Annotated in this window: 16 protein-coding genes and 1 tRNA gene; 9 read left to right on the forward strand and 8 right to left on the reverse strand. The window is 61.2% G+C overall.

Features of this window, described 5'->3' with window-relative positions; translation table 11 throughout:
- The first annotated feature begins 659 nt into the window (after positions 1-659).
- The 4 genes from arcA to PG881_RS10315 all read left to right on the forward strand — a co-directional run bounded on the left by arcA (position 660) and on the right by PG881_RS10315 (position 5,479).
- On the forward strand, positions 660-1,880 hold the full coding sequence (gene arcA / locus PG881_RS10300; protein WP_011707755.1) for an arginine deiminase: 1,221 nt from the start codon (positions 660-662) through the stop codon (positions 1,878-1,880).
- 63 nt (positions 1,881-1,943) lie between these two features.
- A complete protein-coding gene (gene arcC / locus PG881_RS10305) occupies positions 1,944-2,870 on the forward strand; it encodes a carbamate kinase (protein WP_011707754.1) in 927 nt (308 codons plus the stop codon).
- A gap of 77 nt (positions 2,871-2,947) precedes the next feature.
- Positions 2,948-3,952 (forward strand): ornithine carbamoyltransferase, encoded by a 1,005-nt coding sequence (gene argF, locus PG881_RS10310; RefSeq protein ID WP_017409770.1) that lies wholly within the window; start codon positions 2,948-2,950, stop codon positions 3,950-3,952.
- 123 nt (positions 3,953-4,075) lie between these two features.
- Entirely contained in the window at positions 4,076-5,479 is a 1,404-nt protein-coding gene (locus PG881_RS10315; RefSeq protein WP_011707752.1) for a YfcC family protein, read from the forward strand.
- Positions 5,480-5,655: 176 nt separating this feature from the next.
- Here the strand turns inward: PG881_RS10315 and PG881_RS10320 are convergent, their stop codons facing one another.
- From PG881_RS10320 to PG881_RS10340, 5 genes are all read right to left on the reverse strand, one after another.
- A complete protein-coding gene (locus PG881_RS10320; protein ID WP_016352302.1) occupies positions 5,656-6,147 on the reverse strand; it encodes an arginine repressor in 492 nt (163 codons plus the stop codon).
- Between the two features lie 217 nt (positions 6,148-6,364).
- Positions 6,365-6,829: an aspartate carbamoyltransferase regulatory subunit gene (gene pyrI / locus PG881_RS10325; RefSeq protein ID WP_011707750.1), complete on the reverse strand. Its 465-nt coding sequence runs from the start codon at positions 6,827-6,829 to the stop codon at positions 6,365-6,367.
- 16 nt (positions 6,830-6,845) lie between these two features.
- Entirely contained in the window at positions 6,846-7,766 is a 921-nt protein-coding gene (gene pyrB / locus PG881_RS10330; protein ID WP_016352301.1) for an aspartate carbamoyltransferase, read from the reverse strand.
- Positions 7,747-7,941: a hypothetical protein gene (locus PG881_RS10335; RefSeq protein WP_123785055.1), complete on the reverse strand. Its 195-nt coding sequence runs from the start codon at positions 7,939-7,941 to the stop codon at positions 7,747-7,749. Before PG881_RS10335 ends, pyrB begins: the two co-directional genes overlap by 20 nt.
- Positions 7,942-8,040: 99 nt before the next feature.
- Complete coding sequence (locus PG881_RS10340; protein ID WP_077095701.1) at positions 8,041-8,583, reverse strand: hypothetical protein; 543 nt, start codon at positions 8,581-8,583, stop codon at positions 8,041-8,043.
- 208 nt (positions 8,584-8,791) lie between these two features.
- Here PG881_RS10340 and PG881_RS10345 point away from each other — a divergent pair.
- The 3 genes from PG881_RS10345 (at position 8,792) to PG881_RS10355 (ending at position 11,561) form a co-directional block, all read left to right on the forward strand.
- Positions 8,792-8,868, forward strand: a tRNA-Trp gene (locus PG881_RS10345).
- 292 nt (positions 8,869-9,160) lie between these two features.
- Positions 9,161-10,531 (forward strand): phosphatidylserine decarboxylase family protein, encoded by a 1,371-nt coding sequence (locus tag PG881_RS10350; RefSeq protein ID WP_252376263.1) that lies wholly within the window; start codon positions 9,161-9,163, stop codon positions 10,529-10,531.
- Between the two features lie 205 nt (positions 10,532-10,736).
- Positions 10,737-11,561, forward strand: a complete 825-nt coding sequence (locus PG881_RS10355) for an alpha/beta fold hydrolase (RefSeq protein ID WP_270799790.1) — start codon at positions 10,737-10,739, stop codon at positions 11,559-11,561.
- Positions 11,562-11,597: 36 nt separating this feature from the next.
- Here PG881_RS10355 and PG881_RS10360 read toward each other — a convergent pair whose 3' ends face one another.
- Positions 11,598-12,194 carry a LysE family translocator gene (locus PG881_RS10360; RefSeq protein ID WP_039212991.1) on the reverse strand — a complete coding sequence of 199 codons (597 nt, stop codon included), beginning with the start codon at positions 12,192-12,194 and terminating at the stop codon, positions 11,598-11,600.
- A 104-nt stretch (positions 12,195-12,298) separates the two neighbouring features.
- Between PG881_RS10360 and PG881_RS10365 the strand changes: the two genes are divergently transcribed.
- Both PG881_RS10365 and PG881_RS10370 read left to right on the forward strand, forming a co-directional pair.
- Positions 12,299-13,198: a LysR family transcriptional regulator gene (locus PG881_RS10365; protein WP_270799794.1), complete on the forward strand. Its 900-nt coding sequence runs from the start codon at positions 12,299-12,301 to the stop codon at positions 13,196-13,198.
- A 212-nt stretch (positions 13,199-13,410) separates the two neighbouring features.
- Positions 13,411-15,303: a methyl-accepting chemotaxis protein gene (locus tag PG881_RS10370; protein ID WP_270799796.1), complete on the forward strand. Its 1,893-nt coding sequence runs from the start codon at positions 13,411-13,413 to the stop codon at positions 15,301-15,303.
- A gap of 65 nt (positions 15,304-15,368) precedes the next feature.
- Here PG881_RS10370 and PG881_RS10375 read toward each other — a convergent pair whose 3' ends face one another.
- Positions 15,369-15,881 carry a lipocalin family protein gene (locus tag PG881_RS10375; RefSeq protein WP_016352297.1) on the reverse strand — a complete coding sequence of 171 codons (513 nt, stop codon included), beginning with the start codon at positions 15,879-15,881 and terminating at the stop codon, positions 15,369-15,371.
- 17 nt (positions 15,882-15,898) lie between these two features.
- On the reverse strand, positions 15,899-16,801 hold the full coding sequence (locus tag PG881_RS10380) for an AraC family transcriptional regulator (RefSeq protein ID WP_270799802.1): 903 nt from the start codon (positions 16,799-16,801) through the stop codon (positions 15,899-15,901).
- Positions 16,802-16,885: the final 84 nt, after the last annotated feature.

Here is a 16,885-nt window from a genome sequence, read left to right on the forward strand (position 1 = left end):
AAATTCAACTAATGAAAAAAGTTTGAAAAGAGCCGATGGCAGGCGTCCTGAAAAATGATCGGCCAAGATGCGGACTGGGTGCATATCCATATAAATGATGAGCCGGCAGGTGCGCCGCAGCGGGCCTGCGCGAGCGGGTTGGACGAGATGCCATGATCTGGGACAACAAACAGATTATTCAGTGAGCAGGCAGGCAATGACTATTTATTTCCCCGTATCACCGCTTTGAAATCTCATAAAATTCAATTTTTTGCATATTAAATTCAATGAATGTTGATTATGTTTTTATCTCTATGAAATTGAAGGTTTTTTGTTTTTCTATATATCCCTTAGTAGATATAGTAGATGAATGAAACAAGAAGAAATATGAAAAATTCACGATGAAAAGTGCGTATTTAAACGAAGGTGATGAATGGGAGATTGTCAGTTCTGTTATCCCTATCAAAGAATAAACCGTGATTTTATTCAGTTATAAGTGAATGTGATCAATGTCTAAGTTTGGTGTGATTCGCAGGTCTAACCTCGGTCTCGAAAGGCAAGGGCAGGATAGAACACAAGCCGATTACCCTACATACAGAATATCCCGCCTTAGCCACGAGCATGAATAGAAGGAATCTATTCAATCACTCGCAGGGACCACTGCTAGACGGAATATAATCATGAGCAAATTTTATGTAGGTTCTGAAGTTGGCCAATTGCGCCGTGTCATGTTGCACCGCCCCAACCTCAGTCTGAAGCGTCTGACTCCTTCCAACTGCCAGGATCTGCTGTTTGATGACGTCCTGTCGGTTGAACGTGCCGGTCAGGAGCACGACAAATTCGCTCAGGTACTGCGCGATCAGAATGTCGAAGTTTTCCTGCTGACCAATCTGCTGGCCGAAACCCTGGACGTGCCGGAAGCCAAAACCTGGCTGCTGCAACATCAGGTCTCCGACTATCGCCTCGGCACCTCCTTTGCCAACGACGTGCGCTGCTTCCTGGCAGACATGCCGCACCGTGAACTGGCCCGCATTCTCTCCGGCGGCCTGACCTACTCCGAGATGCCCTACAGCGGCGTCAACATGGTCGTCGGCATGCACGCCCCGACCGACTTCATCATCGAGCCGCTGCCCAACCACCTCTTTACCCGTGACACCTCCTGCTGGGTTTACGGTGGCGTTTCCATCAACCCCATGGCCAAGGCCGCCCGTCGTCGCGAGACCAACCATGTGAAGGCCATCTACCGCTGGCACCCGCAGTTCGCCGGCCAAGACTTCATCAAATACTTCGGTGATGAAGATCGCGACTACGACAACTCCACCATCGAGGGTGGCGACGTACTGGTCATCGGCCGCGGTTCCGTGCTCATCGGCATGTCCGAGCGCACCACACCGCAAGGGGTCGAACACCTGGCTCGCGGTCTGTTCAAACACGGCCAGGCCAAACAGGTCATCGCCATGCAACTGCCGAAACACCGCAGCTGCATGCACCTCGATACCGTCATGACCCACATGGACATAGACACCTTCTCCGTTTATCCGGAAGTCATCCGCAAGGATGTGAACTGCTGGAGCCTGACTCCGGGCGGCGCCACCGGCATGAACATCAAGGAAGAGGGTTACTTCGTCACCGCCATCGAGAAGGCACTGGGTGTCGATCAGCTCAAGCTCATCACCACAGGTGGTGACACCTTCGAGGCCGAGCGCGAGCAGTGGAACGATGCCAACAACGTGCTGACCGTGCGTCCCGGCGTGGTGGTGGGTTACGAGCGCAATACCTACACCAACGAGAAGTATGACAAGGCCGGCATCACAGTGCTGCCCATCCCGGGTGAAGAGCTGGGACGTGGTCGCGGCGGCGCCCGCTGCATGAGCTGCCCGATGGAACGCGACGGCATCTAACAAGACGGCGTGGCACCGGCAAGAGGCCGGCGCCACAAATACCAAGATTCGAGAGTAACACTCATGAAAAAACCAACTGTCGTCGTCGCCCTGGGTGGCAATGCTCTGCTCCGTCGTGGCGAGCCGCTCGAAGCTGACATCCAGCGCAAGAACATCGCCACCGCCGCCAAGACCATCGCCCTGATCGCTCAGGAGTACAACGTGGTGCTGGTGCATGGCAACGGCCCGCAAGTCGGTCTGCTGGCCCTGCAAAACAGTGCCTACACCAAGGTATCCCCCTATCCGCTGGATGTGCTGGGCGCCGAGTCTCAGGGCATGATCGGCTACATGCTGATCCAGGAGCTGAAAAACCTGATGCCGAGCCGCAACGTCACCGCGCTGCTGACCCAGGTGCAGGTCGATCCCAAGGATCCGGCGTTTGCCAATCCGACCAAATTTATCGGCCCCGTCTACGAAGAAGCGGAAGCCCGCACCCTGGCAGAAGAGAAGCACTGGGTGGTCAAGGCTGACGGCAAGTTCTTCCGCCGTGTGGTGCCGTCCCCGCTGCCCCAGCGCATCGTCGAAGGCGACGCCATCGAAACCCTGATCGCCCAGGGTCACCTCATCATCTGTACCGGTGGTGGTGGCATCCCGGTGACCTGGGATGGCCAGAGCCTGACCGGCATCGAAGCCGTCATCGACAAGGACATGTCAGCCGCCTACCTGGCCAAGCAGATCAAGGCCGACGCCCTGCTGATCCTGACCGATGCCGATGCCGTCTATCTGGACTGGGGCAAACCGACCCAGCGTCCGCTGCGGATCACCAGCCCGGACGAGCTGGCCGGGGTCAAGTTCGATGCTGGCTCCATGGGGCCGAAAGTCGAAGCCTCCTGTGAATTTGTCAAAGCGACCGGCGGCATGGTCGGCATCGGTTCGCTGGAAGATGGCCTGGCCATCCTCAAGGGCGAAGCCGGTACCAATATCGTCGCCACCCGTACTGTGAATGCGTAGTTACAAATCTGTACTGAAGAATGCGTAGTCAACACTACTGCCTAAATTGGTCTGAACAAATATAGAGAGAACTCATCATGGCTTTTAATCTGCGTAACCGTAACTTCCTGAAACTGCTGGACTTCACCCCGCGCGAAATCCAATACATGATCGATCTGGCCATCGACCTGAAGAAAGCCAAATACGGTGGCTATGAGCGTAAACACCTGACCGGCAAAAACATTGCCCTGATTTTCGAGAAGACCTCCACCCGTACCCGCTGTGCGTTTGAAGTGGCGGCCTTCGACCAGGGCGCGCAAGTCTCTTACCTCGGCCCAAGCGGTTCCCAGATCGGTCACAAGGAGTCCATGAAGGACACCGCCCGGGTACTGGGCCGCATGTATGACGGTATCGAATACCGTGGCTACGGTCAGGAGATCGTGGAAGAGCTGGGTGCCTACGCCGGTGTACCGGTCTGGAACGGCCTGACCAACGAATTCCACCCGACCCAGATCCTGGCCGACTTCATGACCATGCTGGAGCACGGCAAGGGAAAACGTCTGGATCAAATCAAGTTCGCCTACCTGGGTGATGCCCGCAACAACATGGGTAACTCCCTGATGGTCGGTGCCGCCAAGATGGGCATGGACATCCGCCTGGTTGCGCCGAAAGCCTTCTGGCCGGAAGAAGAGCTGGTTGCCAAGTGCCGCCTGATCGCCGAAGAGACCGGCGCACGCATCACCCTGACCGAAGACGTCAAAGAGGGTGTGCTGGGTACCGACTTCCTCTACACCGATGTCTGGGTTTCCATGGGTGAAGCGAAAGAAGCCTGGGATCAGCGCGTCAAACTGATGACCCCGTATCAGGTCAACATGGATGTCATCAACGCCACCAAGAACCCGGATGTGAAGTTCATGCACTGCCTGCCGGCGTTCCACAACGATGAGACCACCATGGGCAAGGAAGTGGCTGACAAATATGGCATGAAAGGCCTGGAAGTGACCGAGGACGTGTTCGAATCCGAGCACAGCATCGTGTTCGACGAGGCCGAAAACCGGATGCACACCATCAAGGCAGTGATGGTTGCTACGCTGGGCGACTAAGGTCGCAGTAGTGGTGCCGGGGGGTGACCCCCGGCTTTTCGACCATGTGACAGCGGCATAATACCTCTAACCCTACGACCCGCAGCCTGCATGGATACCACACCCACAGAAGGAAGCTGGACCATGACCAAATTCAAGTTCCCGTCAGCCTACACGATACTGTTCGTGCTGATCGCCCTGGTGGCCGCCCTGAGCTGGATAGTGCCGGCCGGCAAATATGAAATGACCATGAACGAAGCCCTCGGCAAGGAAGTGCCGGTGGCGGGTACCTACAAACTGGTGGAGGGTAATCCCCAGGGGATCGTCGACGTGCTGCTGGCACCTATCGACGGTCTTTATAACCATGACACTTATCAGGCAGGCGCCATCGACGTCTCCCTGTTCATCCTGATCATCGGTGGTTTTCTTGGCATTGTGACCAAGACCGGTGCCATCGATGCCGGTATCGAGCGTGTAACCGACCGTCTGCGCGGCCGTGAAGAGTGGATGATTCCGATCCTGATGGCGCTGTTCGCCGCGGGCGGTACCATCTACGGCATGGCCGAAGAGTCGCTGCCGTTCTACACCCTGCTGGTGCCTGTGATGATGGCCGCCCGCTTCGACCCGGTGGTGGCTGCCGCAACCGTGTTGCTGGGGGCCGGTATCGGTACCCTGGGCTCCACCATCAACCCGTTCGCCACCGTGATTGCCGCCAACGCGGCCGGTATCTCCTTCACCGACGGCATCTGGTTACGTGTCGCCATGCTGGTCGCCGGCTGGCTGCTGTGCGTGGCCTATGTGATGCGTTACGCCAAGATGGTGCGCAACGACCCGAGCAAATCCCTGGTGGCTGACAAGTGGGAAGAGAACCGTGCCCACTTCCTTGGCAACAAGAGCGACCAGATGCTGGAGTTCACCCTGACCCGTAAAATCGTGCTGGGTATCTTCGTCGCCGCCTTCGCCGTGATGATCTACGGGGTGGCCGTGCTGGGCTGGTGGATGGCGCAGATCTCCGGCGTGTTCCTGGCTGCCGCCATCATCGTCGGTGTCATCTCCCGCATGAGTGAAGAGGAGCTGACCTCCAACTTCATCGACGGTGCCCGCGACCTGCTCGGTGTTGCCCTCATCATCGGTATCGCCCGCGGTATCGTGGTGGTGATGGACAACGGCATGATCACCCACACCATACTGCACAGCGCAGAAGGGATCGTGACCGGCCTCTCCACCGTGGTGTTCATCAACGTGATGTTCGTGCTGGAAGTGGTGCTCTCCTTCCTGGTGCCGTCCTCCTCTGGTCTGGCCGTGCTGACCATGCCGATCATGGCGCCGCTGGCCGACTTCGCCAACGTGGGCCGCGAGCTGGTGGTCACCGCCTATCAGTCCGCCTCCGGCCTGGTGAACCTGGTGACCCCGACCTCCGCCGTGGTCATGGGTGGCCTGGCGATTGCCAAGGTGCCCTACGTACGCTGGCTGAAATGGGTGGCGCCGCTGCTTGGCCTGCTGACAGTGCTGATCGTGGTCTGCCTGAGCCTGGGTGCTGTGCTCTGATCTACAACGAAGAGAAAGCTGAAAACGGGAGCCGCTGGCTCCCGTTTTTTTATGGCTGACTCATGACGACTCAAGTCGTGGGGAGGGGGGGGGATGCGGATGAACCGTTTTGGCGAAGATCAGCGGCAACAAAAAGGCGACCTTCTGGTCGCCTCGATCTCTTCGGGGGAGAGGGCTTAGCGGGCTTGTGCCAGGGTGCGCACCACGGCGGCATGGGCCTGACGGGTGCGGCTGATGTGGCGCGGGGCGACCAGCACCACGTCGTTGCCGGCGACGGCGCCCATGATCTCGGGATTGGCGTTGCGATCCAGCAGGCGGGCCACCACGGTGGCGGCACCCGGAGTGGTGTGGATCAGCACCATCTGCTGGTTGTGCACCACTTCACGCACCATGTCGTGGATGGAGCGGGTACTGCCGGCGGGCTCCAGCTGCTCGTCCACCAGGGTGTAGACCTTCTTGCCGTTGGCGTTCTGGGCCTTGGCTACGCCGAGCCGGCGCAGCAGACGGGAGATGGTGGACTGGCTGATGTCGGCGAAACCGCGCTCCGACAGCTCGCGCCGGATCTCCTCCTGGGTGCTGTAGCAGTGCTGGCCGATGATCTGGCGACAGGCATCCAGCTGGGCCAGATCGGGCTCTTGTTCCACGGGACGACTGAGGGTTTTGACCACGGCGAATTCCTTTGATGATGACCGACGGTAAACGCTCGATATCTGCCGAATTCGCTGAATATCAGCAAAAAATACTGGCAATCAATGCACTGGCAGGAAATGAGCGGGAATAGCTCTGTTTGGATGGCAAATTATAACCAACTGGTTATTTGGTGATGTGACAGGGGTCAAAAATGGGCCCCTTGGGGCCCACCTGGATATCTTTTGAGTCTGGCTATCAGTAGCGTTCGCTGACGATGTCCTGGGTGAAGGACTTCTCGCAGTACTTGCACTTCATCCGCACCACGCCTTTCACCTCGCGCACCCGGAAGTAGCTGTCCACCGGCTCGTTGTGGGAGATGCAGTTGGAGTTGGGGCAGTGGAACACCCCGGCGATGAACTCCGGCAGCTCCAGCTGGTGTTTCTTCACCACGGCGAAGTCTTCGATGATGTTGACGGTCGCCTTGGGGGCGAACAGTGCCAGCTGGTTGGCCTGCTGTTCGGTCAGGCGGGTGTTCTCGATCTTGATGAGATCCTTCTTGCCCAGTGCGCCGGATTTCAGGTTGAAACCGACGGTGATGCGCTCCTGGGTCTCGATCAGCTGGAACAGCTTGAGGATCTTGATGCCCTGGCCGGCGGGGACGTGGTCGATGACGGAGCCGTGACGGATGGCTTCGACTTGCAGTTGGTTCTTCTCGGACATGATATACCCCTTTCCCTTAGACGGTTTCGTTCAGTACCAGAGCCAGCAGCGCCTGGCGTGCATAAACCCCGTTCTCCGCCTGCTGGAAGTAGTAGGCGTGGGGAGTCTTGTCGACCGCGACGTCGATCTCGTCGACGCGGGGCAGGGGGTGCAGGATCTTCATGGTAGGCTTGGCGCCTTCCAGGGTGGCCACTTCCAGCACGAACTTGGCGGCCATGTGCTTGTATTCGGTCTCGTCGAAGCGCTCTTTCTGGACCCGGGTCATGTAGAGGATGTCCAGCTCCGGCATTACCTCTTCCATGGTCTCGTGCACGCTGAACTGGATGCCTTTCTCTTCCAGCTCCTCGCAGATGTAGTCCGGCATCGCCAGCGCTTCCGGCGAGATGAAGAAGAAGCGGCAGTTGAACAGGCTGAGGGCCTGGGCCAGCGAGTGCACGGTGCGGCCGTACTTGAGGTCACCGACAAAGGCGACGTTGAGGCCGTCCAGCTTGCCTTGCGTCTCGTGGATGGAGAAGAGGTCGAGCAGGGTCTGGGTCGGATGCTGGTTGGAGCCGTCGCCGCCGTTGATGACCGGCACGCGGGAGAACTCGGAGGCGAGGCGGGCAGCCCCCTCTTTCGGGTGACGCATCACCACCGCATCGGTGTAGGAGCCGATGATCTTGATGGAGTCGGCCAGGGTCTCGCCCTTCTTGGCGCTGGTGTTGCCACCGTCGGCGAAGCCGATGATGTTGCCACCCAGGCGCTGGACCGCGGTCTCGAACGACAGGCGGGTACGGGTGGAGGCTTCGAAGAAGCAGCTGGCAACCAGCTTGTCTTTCAGCAAGCGGGTGTCGGGCTCGGCCTTCAACCGCTGTGCGGTTGCGACCACCAGTTCCATGTCGGGCCGGGTCAGGTCCGAAATGGAGATGACATGTTTCTTATAGAGTGGATTGGTCATCGTCTGCATTCCCTTTGACATCAATGAAGGTTTTTCGGGCACAAAAAAAAGCCCCTGAAACAGGGGCTTTTTTTAAAAACAATTGGGGATCTGTGGGTCGGGAACCGGAAACAACGGGGCCGCTCTGGTGCGCTCCACCCGTCTGCAAGGCTGTCTTTTTCAGCAAAAACTGCATCGTCCTGTCCTGACCTTTTTTCAAACCGGACAGATTATAGAGTCGCATTTTGAATTGTCAAAAATTTATTTCAAAGGCAAGATTTGCTCGGAAAAACGTTTAACTTTCGTGAACTGGCCGGCAAACCCACACCTGGTGTTCGGCCTGCAAGGGCTGCGCATCTGCGGCCATGCTGCGCAGATAGGCGAGTCTGTGATGCCCCTCCAGCAGACAATAGGGTTGTGGCAGCGGGTGACCGTCCGGGTAGCTGCTGCCCGCCGCCGATGCCAGCACTATGATGGGTTCGGACCAGGTACCCTGACTCAGCATGTACTCCCCGAGCCAGGAGCGACGGACGTAACGGTTGTGCCTCAGCATCTCGCCCCAGCGTTCGACCACCTCCATATGGCGGGAACCGGTCTGCTCGATGATCCTGGCGGTCGGCCAGCTTTCACACTCGAACTGGTGGCGGGCGAGATCGATAAAGCTCCAGTTGGATTCAAAACCGCGCCAATGGCGGTAAATCCACTGGGAGAGCACATTGTCGGGAATGAAGGGCACCAGCGGGGCGACCCGTGCCAGATAGTCCGGCAGGGCCTCGGTTTTGCTCTCATCCCGGAAGTTGAGCGGTGCAAGTTGTTGAAGTAACCGATAATTGAGCATGAGCAGCCTCCTCATTGCCTGGCCACCTCTTCACCCTACCCCCATTGCCGCTGCTTTCCTACCCAAACAAGGCTGTAAATACAGCGAGTTACCCCCTTTGGCTGTAAAAAGTGACGAGATCTGCTCGTCCTTTGTGCAATCGCACCGAAAGTGAGAAAAAAGCCTTTACCTTTGATCCCGGCTTTGTATAATTCGCCTCGTTTGTTGCAGGGGCGTAGTTCCAATTGGTAGAACAGCGGTCTCCAAAACCGATGGTTGCGGGTTCGAGTCCTGCCGCCCCTGCCATTTTTCAGAGAAGCCAGCTCATTGAGCTGGCTTTTCGCTTTTCCGGGCCTCCCGTTTTTTCTCGTCGTCCCTTGTCTCGCCTGTCGTTGCAGGGCGTTCCCTCCCGTTGTACTCGTTCATCCCGACCGCTAGTCGTTGTTGCGCCGGTTTGCCCTGTCGTTTCTGGCAATCGTCCCGCCGCGTTCCCTGTGCTACATAACAGGGTCGGTGCCCAGGCAAGCCGTTGGTAGGCCGGCACTCAATGCTCAAGCCGTGGATTGTGGGCGTGAACATCAGCTGAGGAGAGCGAACCATGAACAAGGCAGTTGAAACCCGATTGAACAAGTCCCGTCCCGGTGGCTGGATCCCCCAGGATGGCGCCCATATCGAGCGCTGGATCCGGCGGATCAAGCACTACGTGACCCAGCAGCCGCGGGCGCTGGTGCCCCCCATCGCCGAGCTGCGGGATCTGGTCCATGCCGACCCTGCGCTGCATGCCCAGGCCGAAGCCATGTTCAAGGAAGCTTGGCGCCACAAGCACCTGACCCCGCTCGGCCAGCCAGAGGTACGCTCGTTCGAGGAGTTCCTGGGGCTGCTCAACGGCATCATGACCACGGCGCCCGAGGCGTATCAGGACATCCCCAGCCACGAGCCATCCGGTCTCATCGGCTTTCCCATCAATGCCCTGCTCGACTGGCCCATGGCTACCCAGTCCGGCTATCACTTCTTTGCCAACGCCCTGATCAACCAGCAGTTCAAGAAGATCCTCGACTACTGGGCCCAGTTCCTGCAGAGCCCGGCTTCCCGCTACGTGTTGAATGAACCGGTCAGCCGGCTGGATCAGGAGACCCTGGTGGTGCCCTGGCTTGGCAAGGTGGCCAAGGCCGAGATGGTCAAGGTGGCGAACGAGGCGGTCGGGGAGGGGCCCAACCCCACGCCGGGCAGCTTCGAGCAGATCTTCGAGTGCGAGCCGGCGGCCGAATACCACGGGTTCAGCTGCTGGGACGACTTCTTCACCCGCCGGTTTCGGGCCGGGGTGCGGCCGGTATCTGCGCCGACGGATGACAGTGTCATCGTCAACGCCTGCGAATCGGCGCCGCTGCAGGTGCGCAAGGAGGTGAGCCGCAGCGATCAGTTCTGGCTCAAGGGGCAGCCCTATTCGCTGGACAACATGCTCGATTTTGACGATCTGGCACCCCGTTTCGAAGGTGGTACCGTCTACCAGGCCTTCCTCAGCGCGCTCAGCTACCACCGCTGGCACAGCCCGGTGAGCGGCACCATCCGCAAGGTGCGCATCGTCAACGGCACCTACTATCTGGAAAACCAGTTCGAAGGCTTTGCCGACCCGCAGGGGGCGGATCCCAGCGCCCCCAACAATTCCCAGCCGTTCCTCACCTCGGTGGCGACCCGGGCACTCATCTTCATCGAGGCCGACAACCCCAAAATCGGCCTGATGTGCGTGGTGCCGGTGGGGATGGCCGAGGTGTCGAGCTGCGAGATCACGGTGCAGGCGGGGGATCGAGTGCAGAAGGGGGATCCGCTTGGCATGTTCCACTTCGGCGGCTCCACCCACTGCCTGCTGTTCCGCCCCGGTGTCAGGCTGGAGTTCGACTTCCATGGTCAGACCCCAGGGCTGGATGCGACCAATATGCGGCTCAATACCGCCATCGCCCGGGTGAGATAGGGATAATGTTGCCTAAAAAGGCCGCCATATGGCGGCCTTTTTCATTGGCGCGAGGGGCGGGCAGGAACTGGTAAATCGAATGAACAGCGCCATCGTCATAGTCTGAGCGAATGGTGTTGATACGCTGATCAAAATTCACCGGCTCGCCGGGGCTGGCCATAATCGGGGGCCGCCATCGTTGGCCCATCCATACCAAGGAGATCCCATGTCCCCCCGCTTCACCGAATGGACCCAAGCCCTGCAACTGGGGGAGGTGCGGCTCGGCATCGCCGCCATCGGCCGCCCGGGTACGCGTGCCCCCGTCGTCTTCCTGCACGGCTTCGGCTCCACCAAGGAGGATTACGCCGACCTCGTCCACCATCCCGACTTCGACGATCGCCCCTTCCTCGCCTGGGATGCCCCCGGCTGCGGGGCAACCACCCTGGACAGGCCGGATCGCATTGATCTGGATCTGCTGGTGCTGACGGCACTCAAGATGATCGAGAGCAAGGGGTTCGGGCGCTTCCATCTGGTGGGCCACTCCATGGGCGGGCTGACCGCCCTGCTGCTGGCATATCGCCATCCCGAGCGGGTGCTCAGCTTCACCAGCATGGAGGGCAACTTGGCGCCGGAGGATTGCTTCCTGAGCCGTCAGGTGCAGGCCTACCCGGCGCAGAGTGACGAGGCCTTCTTCGCCGCCTTCATCGAACGCACCCGCCATGGCCGGGACATGGCGAGCGCCCTCTATGCCGCCAGCCTGCGTCACAAGGTATGCACCGAGGCGGTGCGCCCCATCTTCCGCTCCATGGTGGCCCATTCGGATGAGGGGGGTCTGCTCGGCAAGTTCCTCGCCCTGCCGTGCCCCCGGCACTTCCTGTATGGGGAGCAGAACGCCCACCTCTCCTATCTGGGGGCGCTGTCGCAGGCCGGGGTCAGGCTGACCGAGATCCCCCGCTGCGGCCACTTCCCCATGTATTCGAACCCTGTGCTGATGTGGTGGGCGCTGGCCGAGTTCTTCGAAGAGAGCGAGCGCTACATGGCCGCCGGGTGATACGCGCCCTGGTGGGCATCGAGAGTGCGGGGCCTCCTAGCCCCGCAGCAGCACCATGGCGAGCAACCCGAAGGCGAGGGCGCCGAGGCGGTTGATCCAGCGCCCGCCACCCCCTTGCAGCCAGCGCCGCGCCTTGCGGGCCGAGAAGATGTAGCCGCCGTGCACCAGCACCATCAGCAGGCAGAAGCTGGAAACCAGCAACAGGAACTGCGGCAAATAGGCGCGCCGATGGTCGATAAACTGGGGCAGTATGGAGAGGAAGAAGATCAGCGCATTGGGGTTCGTGAATTGCAGCATGACACCCTCCCAGAACAGCCGGTGGCGGGCCGATGGCGGGTTCTCACCCATCCTGGGAGGGGGGCTGCGCCACAGCTTCACCCCGAGCCAGGCCAGGTAGAGCACGCCGCCGTAGCGCACCCACTCGAAGGCGGTGGGGGAGGTGGCGAGGAGCACCCCCAGGCTGGTGGCGGAGAGGGTGGCCACCCCCAGCACCCCGCAGGTGAGGCCGGCCATGCCGACTAGGGCCGGTCCCAGCCCGTGATTGAGGGCATTGGTGAGGGACTTGAGGGTGCTGGGGCCAGGACTCAGTATGGTGAGTCCTGCCATGGCGATAAACATCAGGTAGGCTTGCACGTCGCTTCCTATGTTGTTGAGAGGGTCGGCGTCATTGTTGTGAGCCTATGCCTATACGTAAAATTCAAAGAAAGTAACGACCCGATTCGAACAGGCTATCAACCATGATCAATTTCCGACTCGTCCGCCATCTCTGGCTGTTTCTGGCAGTGGCCGAGGAGCGCCATTTCGGCCGCGCAGCCCGCCGCCTCGGTATGACCCAGCCGCCCCTGACCGAGCAGATCAAGGTGCTGGAGCATGCCCTGCGGGTGAAGTTGTTCGATCGCACCCCTAAGGGGGTGCAGCTCACCCCGGCGGGTCAGGCGATCCTGCCTGCGGTGCGGCGGCTGGCGGATCAGCTCGAACACCTGGAGCTGGCGGTGCGGGAGGCGGCATCGGGTCAGGTGGGGTTGCTGACCATAGGGGCCATCACCTCCGCCATGCTGGACGAGCTGCCGGCGGTGATCGAGCGGCTCAAGCTGAGCCATCCCGGCGTCACCGTCTCGGTGCGGGAGATAGACAGCGCCGACGCCATCCCGGCGCTGGAGAGCGGCGAACTGGATCTGGCCCTGGTGCGGCTGGCCGGGCGGGATGAGGGGAGTATACGAGTGCGCCCCTTGAAGCAGGACAGGCTGGCGGTGGCCCTGCCCCTGACCCACCCGCTGGCGAGGGAAGCGTCCGTGCCCCTGGCTGCCCTGGCGGAGGATCCCTTCGTCTTGTTCCCCCGCGCCCTCAACCCGGCCTATTTCGATACCCTGATGGCCTGCTGCCACGAGGCGGGCTTCGCTCCCCGGGTGCTGCATGAGGCGCGTACCGTAGCCTCCCAGGTGGCCTTCGTCGGCTGTGGCCAGGGGGTGGCCCTGGTGCCCGAGACCCTGCGCAAGAGCGCCCCGGCCAACGTGGTGATCCGCCCCCTGGCGGGAGAGGTGCAGGTGGTAACCACTGCGCTGGCTTGGCACGGGGAGCGCCCGCCCGCGCTGCTGAATTTGCTGCTGACCGAGCTGGGTGGCGAGACCCCGCTCTGAGGTCGCATCGACCCGTCGACAGCTGACGCCTTGCTCGCCGAAACGAGGGCTGGCAGACAGGGATGTCGCCATTTTCGTGATCGGTAGCACGTCCTGCGGCTTAAAAGGCACAAACTGAACGGAGTCACTAAAGTCCCGGTACCTGTTCGCCGATAGCCTTGATTAAATAAGGGTCTCTCCCTGGCCCGTCACAACAACAAGGATCCGTAGTCATGACACTTTCGTTGCGCGGCAAGCTGCTGGCCACCAGTCTGGGGGTGGTGCTGCTGATGGCCTCACTGCTCGGCATCGTTGCCTTTCACACCCTCAAATCCCGCACCATGAGCGCCATCCAGAGCGAGGCGATCAACTATGGTCACGCCTACTCGGTTGCCATCGGCGACTGGATGGCGGATCGCAAGAACACGGTGCACGCGCTGGTGAACCTGATCGCCGACAACCCGCAGGCCGAGCTGGTGCCGCACCTGAAGCAGGCCTACACCTCGGGCGGGTTCGGGCTCACCTACTTTGGCTCGACCCAGGGAGTGATGACCCGCCAGGACCCCTCCCTCAACACCGGCAACTATGACCCGCGCGAGCGCCCCTGGTATCAGGACGCGGTGAAGGCGGGGCAGCTCATCGTCACCGCTCCCTATGTCAGCGTCACCATGCAGAAGCTGGTGGTCACCCTCTCCGAGCCGGTGCTCCATCAGGGCGAACTGGTCGGCGCCGTGGGGGCCAACCTGGCGCTCGACAAGCTGATCGACGAGGTGCTGGCGATGCAGGTGCAGGGCGAGGGGTACGCCATGCTGCTCGACAGCAGCGGCCTCATCGTCGGCCACCCCAACAAGGAGCTGGCGCTCAAGCAGATAGCTGAGCTCTCCCCCGACCTGTCGGCGGCCACCTTCCAGCAGTGGGGCCGCGAGAACAACGAGCTGCACGCCGCCACCCTGGACGGGCGTGACGTGCTGCTGGCGGTGCAGCCGGTGGCGGGCACCGATTGGCTGCTGGCCATGGTGATGTATCGCGACGTGCTGGAGGCGCCGCTTGCCACCCTGCTGTGGCAGCTGGTGGGGCTGACTCTGGTGCTGATGCTGGTATTCAGCGCCCTGCTCACCGCCATGTTCAAGTATCTGTTTGCCGATCTGGGCCGGGTGGCCGGCGCGTTGCATGATATCGCTCACGGCGAGGGGGACCTCACGGTACACATCAACACCCGCAGCAAGGATGAGGTGGGTCAGCTGGCGGAGAGCTTCAACCAGTTCGTGGCGCGGCTGCACGGCATCGTCAGCCGGCTGCGGGACGTCACCGTCGAGCTGGCGGCCCAGTCTCGCGCCCAGGCGGCCGGCGCCCAGTCCCGCAGCCAGCGGGTACGCCAGCAGCAGGACGAGATCGTGATGGTGGCGACCGCGGTGACCGAGATGGCCTCCGCCACCCAGGAGATCGCCGGCAACGCCGAGTTTGCCGCCTCCACCTCGGGCGATGCGGTCAAGCTGGCGGTCGCCGGCCAGTCGCAGGTCGGCCAGAGCCAGCGCAGCATCACGGGGCTCGCGGACGAAGTGGCCGACGCCAGCCAGATCATTGTGGAGCTGGATGCCCATGCCCAGAAGATCAGCGGCATTCTGGCCACCATCAGCGGCATCGCCGAGCAGACCAACCTGCTGGCGCTCAACGCCGCCATCGAGGCCGCCCGGGCCGGTGAGCAGGGTCGCGGTTTTGCGGTAGTGGCGGACGAGGTGCGGGTGCTGTCGCGCCGCACCCACGACTCCACCGACGAGATCCAGCAGATGATCGAGACCCTGCAGCAGACCACCCGCCGGGCGGTGAGCGGCATGGAGACCAGCCGCCAGCTGGCGGGCACCAGCGTGGAGGATGCTGAGTCCGCCAACCTGAGCCTGGGGCAGATCAACGAGGCAATCGGCGCCATCAGCGACATGGCGACCCAGATTGCGGCGGCGGCCGAAGAGCAGACCTCGGTCACCAGCGAGATCAGCCGCAACACCGAAAACATCCGCCACGTTTCCCAGGAGCTGGCCGAGCAGGCCAATCAGGAGGCGGCGCAGGCGGCCGAGCTGAAGGGGCTGACCGAGCGACTGGAGCAGGAGATTGGCCGCTTCCGGCTCTGATTATCACTCGAACGTCCATGAAAAAGGGCAGCCCGCGGGCTGCCCTTTCTTGTTTCACGGCAGGCTCAGGGGGTCTGCTTGACCCAGATCAGCTGATCGGTGGCAAAGCCCAGCGATGCCGCCTTGGCGACCAGCGCATCCACGTTGGCCTTGGGTGGATTGGGTGAGCGGGCGAGGATCCAGAGGTAGTCGTGGTTGTAGCTGGTCACCAGCGAGAGCTGGTAATCGGGATCCAGCTCGATGACGTTGTAGCCGCCGTAGAAGGGGCCGAAGAAGCTCACCTTGAGCCGTGCCTCGTCCGGTTTGTCGACGAAGTAGGCCTTGCCCTCGGCTTCACGCCAGCTGCCATCGCTCTGCTTGCCGCGGTTGAGCACCTTGACCCCGCCGTCGTCGCGCAGGCTGTAGGTGGCGCTCACCTGCTCCAGTCCGCGCTCGAAACCGTGGTCGAGGCGGGCAATCTCGTACCAGGTGCCGAGGTAGCGATCGAGCTGGAAGCCGGTAACGGGGCGGATGCCGTCAGCGAGGCCGGTACAGGCCGTCAGCAGACAGGCGGTGAGCAGGCAAAGCAGTGCACGCATGAACAATTCCTCTCTGGTTATCCCTCTATGATGCGCAGCTGGCCTTCCCGAAAGCGGGAGGCCTGATCCGTCGGCGTGCTGCCGAAGAAGCGCTTGTACTCCCGGCTGAACTGGGAGTTGCTCTCGTAGCCGACCCTGGTCGCCGCGGTCCCCGCCTTGATGCCGTCGTGCAGCATCATCATCCGCGCCTTGTGGAGGCGAAACGACTTGATGTACTGCAGCGGCGAGGTGGCGGTGACCGCCTTGAAGTGGTGGTGGAAGGCGGAGACGCTCATGTTCACCTCCCGCGCCAGCTCCTCCATGGTCAGGTTGTCGGCGTAACGCGACTCTATCATACGCAGCACACGGGCAATCTGGCCCACATGGTTGTGGCGGTTGGCGAGCGCCTGCAGCGCGGAGCCGCCCCCCTCGTGCAGGGCATAGAACAGCATCTCCCGCACCGTCTGCGGCCCCAGCACTCTGGCGTGATGGGGTTTGTCCATCAGATCGATCAGCCGCTCGGCGGCACAGAACATGGCCTCCGACAGGGGCACCGAGTGCACGCCGCTCTTTTGCGGGGTGGGGGCGGGCAGGGCATCCCCCAGCTCCAGCAGCAACTCCTGCAGAGTCACCAGGTTGATCTCGAGGGAGAAGCCGATGAGGGGTTGCTCGGGGGAGGCGAAGCACTCGCACTCGCAGGGCAGCGGCAGGGTCATCAGCAGGTAGTGATTGGGGTCGTAGCGAAACACCTGGTCCGCCAGATAGCCCACCTTGTGCCCCTGCAGGATCACTATCATCCGCGGTTGATAGAGCACCGGGGTGCGGCCGTGGTATTCGGCGGTGTAGATGAGGCTCACCTGACCCACCGGCGAGGGGGTGATGCCGGGGGCGGTGACGTGGCGGGCCAGCTTGGCGGCGAGATCGGTGTAGCGGGTCTGCATGGGATGCTCTTGGGTTCTGTTTTGGTTGCTTTGTAGGAATAGGCAAAAATAAAGCAGGATGTTGCCTTGATGGTATTGGTTGTC

Origin of the sequence: Aeromonas sp. QDB54 (assembly GCF_027707385.1) — a bacterium.
GTDB lineage: Bacteria > Pseudomonadota > Gammaproteobacteria > Enterobacterales > Aeromonadaceae > Aeromonas > Aeromonas hydrophila.

Bases quoted from the DNA above. Each gene is read 5' to 3' on its own strand.
- PG881_RS10315 (WP_011707752.1), top strand. From the start codon at position 4,076: ATGACCAAATTCAAGTTCCCGTCAGCCTACACGATACTGTTCGTGCTG.
- PG881_RS10365 (WP_270799794.1), top strand. From the start codon at position 12,299: ATGATCAATTTCCGACTCGTCCGCCATCTCTGGCTGTTTCTGGCAGTG.
- pyrI (WP_011707750.1), bottom strand. From the start codon at position 6,829: ATGTCCGAGAAGAACCAACTGCAAGTCGAAGCCATCCGTCACGGCTCC.
- PG881_RS10350 (WP_252376263.1), top strand. From the start codon at position 9,161: ATGAACAAGGCAGTTGAAACCCGATTGAACAAGTCCCGTCCCGGTGGC.
- argF (WP_017409770.1), top strand. From the start codon at position 2,948: ATGGCTTTTAATCTGCGTAACCGTAACTTCCTGAAACTGCTGGACTTC.
- arcC (WP_011707754.1), top strand. From the start codon at position 1,944: ATGAAAAAACCAACTGTCGTCGTCGCCCTGGGTGGCAATGCTCTGCTC.
- arcA (WP_011707755.1), top strand. From the start codon at position 660: ATGAGCAAATTTTATGTAGGTTCTGAAGTTGGCCAATTGCGCCGTGTC.
- pyrB (WP_016352301.1), bottom strand. From the start codon at position 7,766: ATGACCAATCCACTCTATAAGAAACATGTCATCTCCATTTCGGACCTG.
- PG881_RS10370 (WP_270799796.1), top strand. From the start codon at position 13,411: ATGACACTTTCGTTGCGCGGCAAGCTGCTGGCCACCAGTCTGGGGGTG.
- PG881_RS10355 (WP_270799790.1), top strand. From the start codon at position 10,737: ATGTCCCCCCGCTTCACCGAATGGACCCAAGCCCTGCAACTGGGGGAG.
- PG881_RS10380 (WP_270799802.1), bottom strand. From the start codon at position 16,801: ATGCAGACCCGCTACACCGATCTCGCCGCCAAGCTGGCCCGCCACGTC.
- PG881_RS10340 (WP_077095701.1), bottom strand. From the start codon at position 8,583: ATGCTCAATTATCGGTTACTTCAACAACTTGCACCGCTCAACTTCCGG.
- PG881_RS10375 (WP_016352297.1), bottom strand. From the start codon at position 15,881: ATGCGTGCACTGCTTTGCCTGCTCACCGCCTGTCTGCTGACGGCCTGT.
- PG881_RS10335 (WP_123785055.1), bottom strand. From the start codon at position 7,941: ATGCAGTTTTTGCTGAAAAAGACAGCCTTGCAGACGGGTGGAGCGCAC.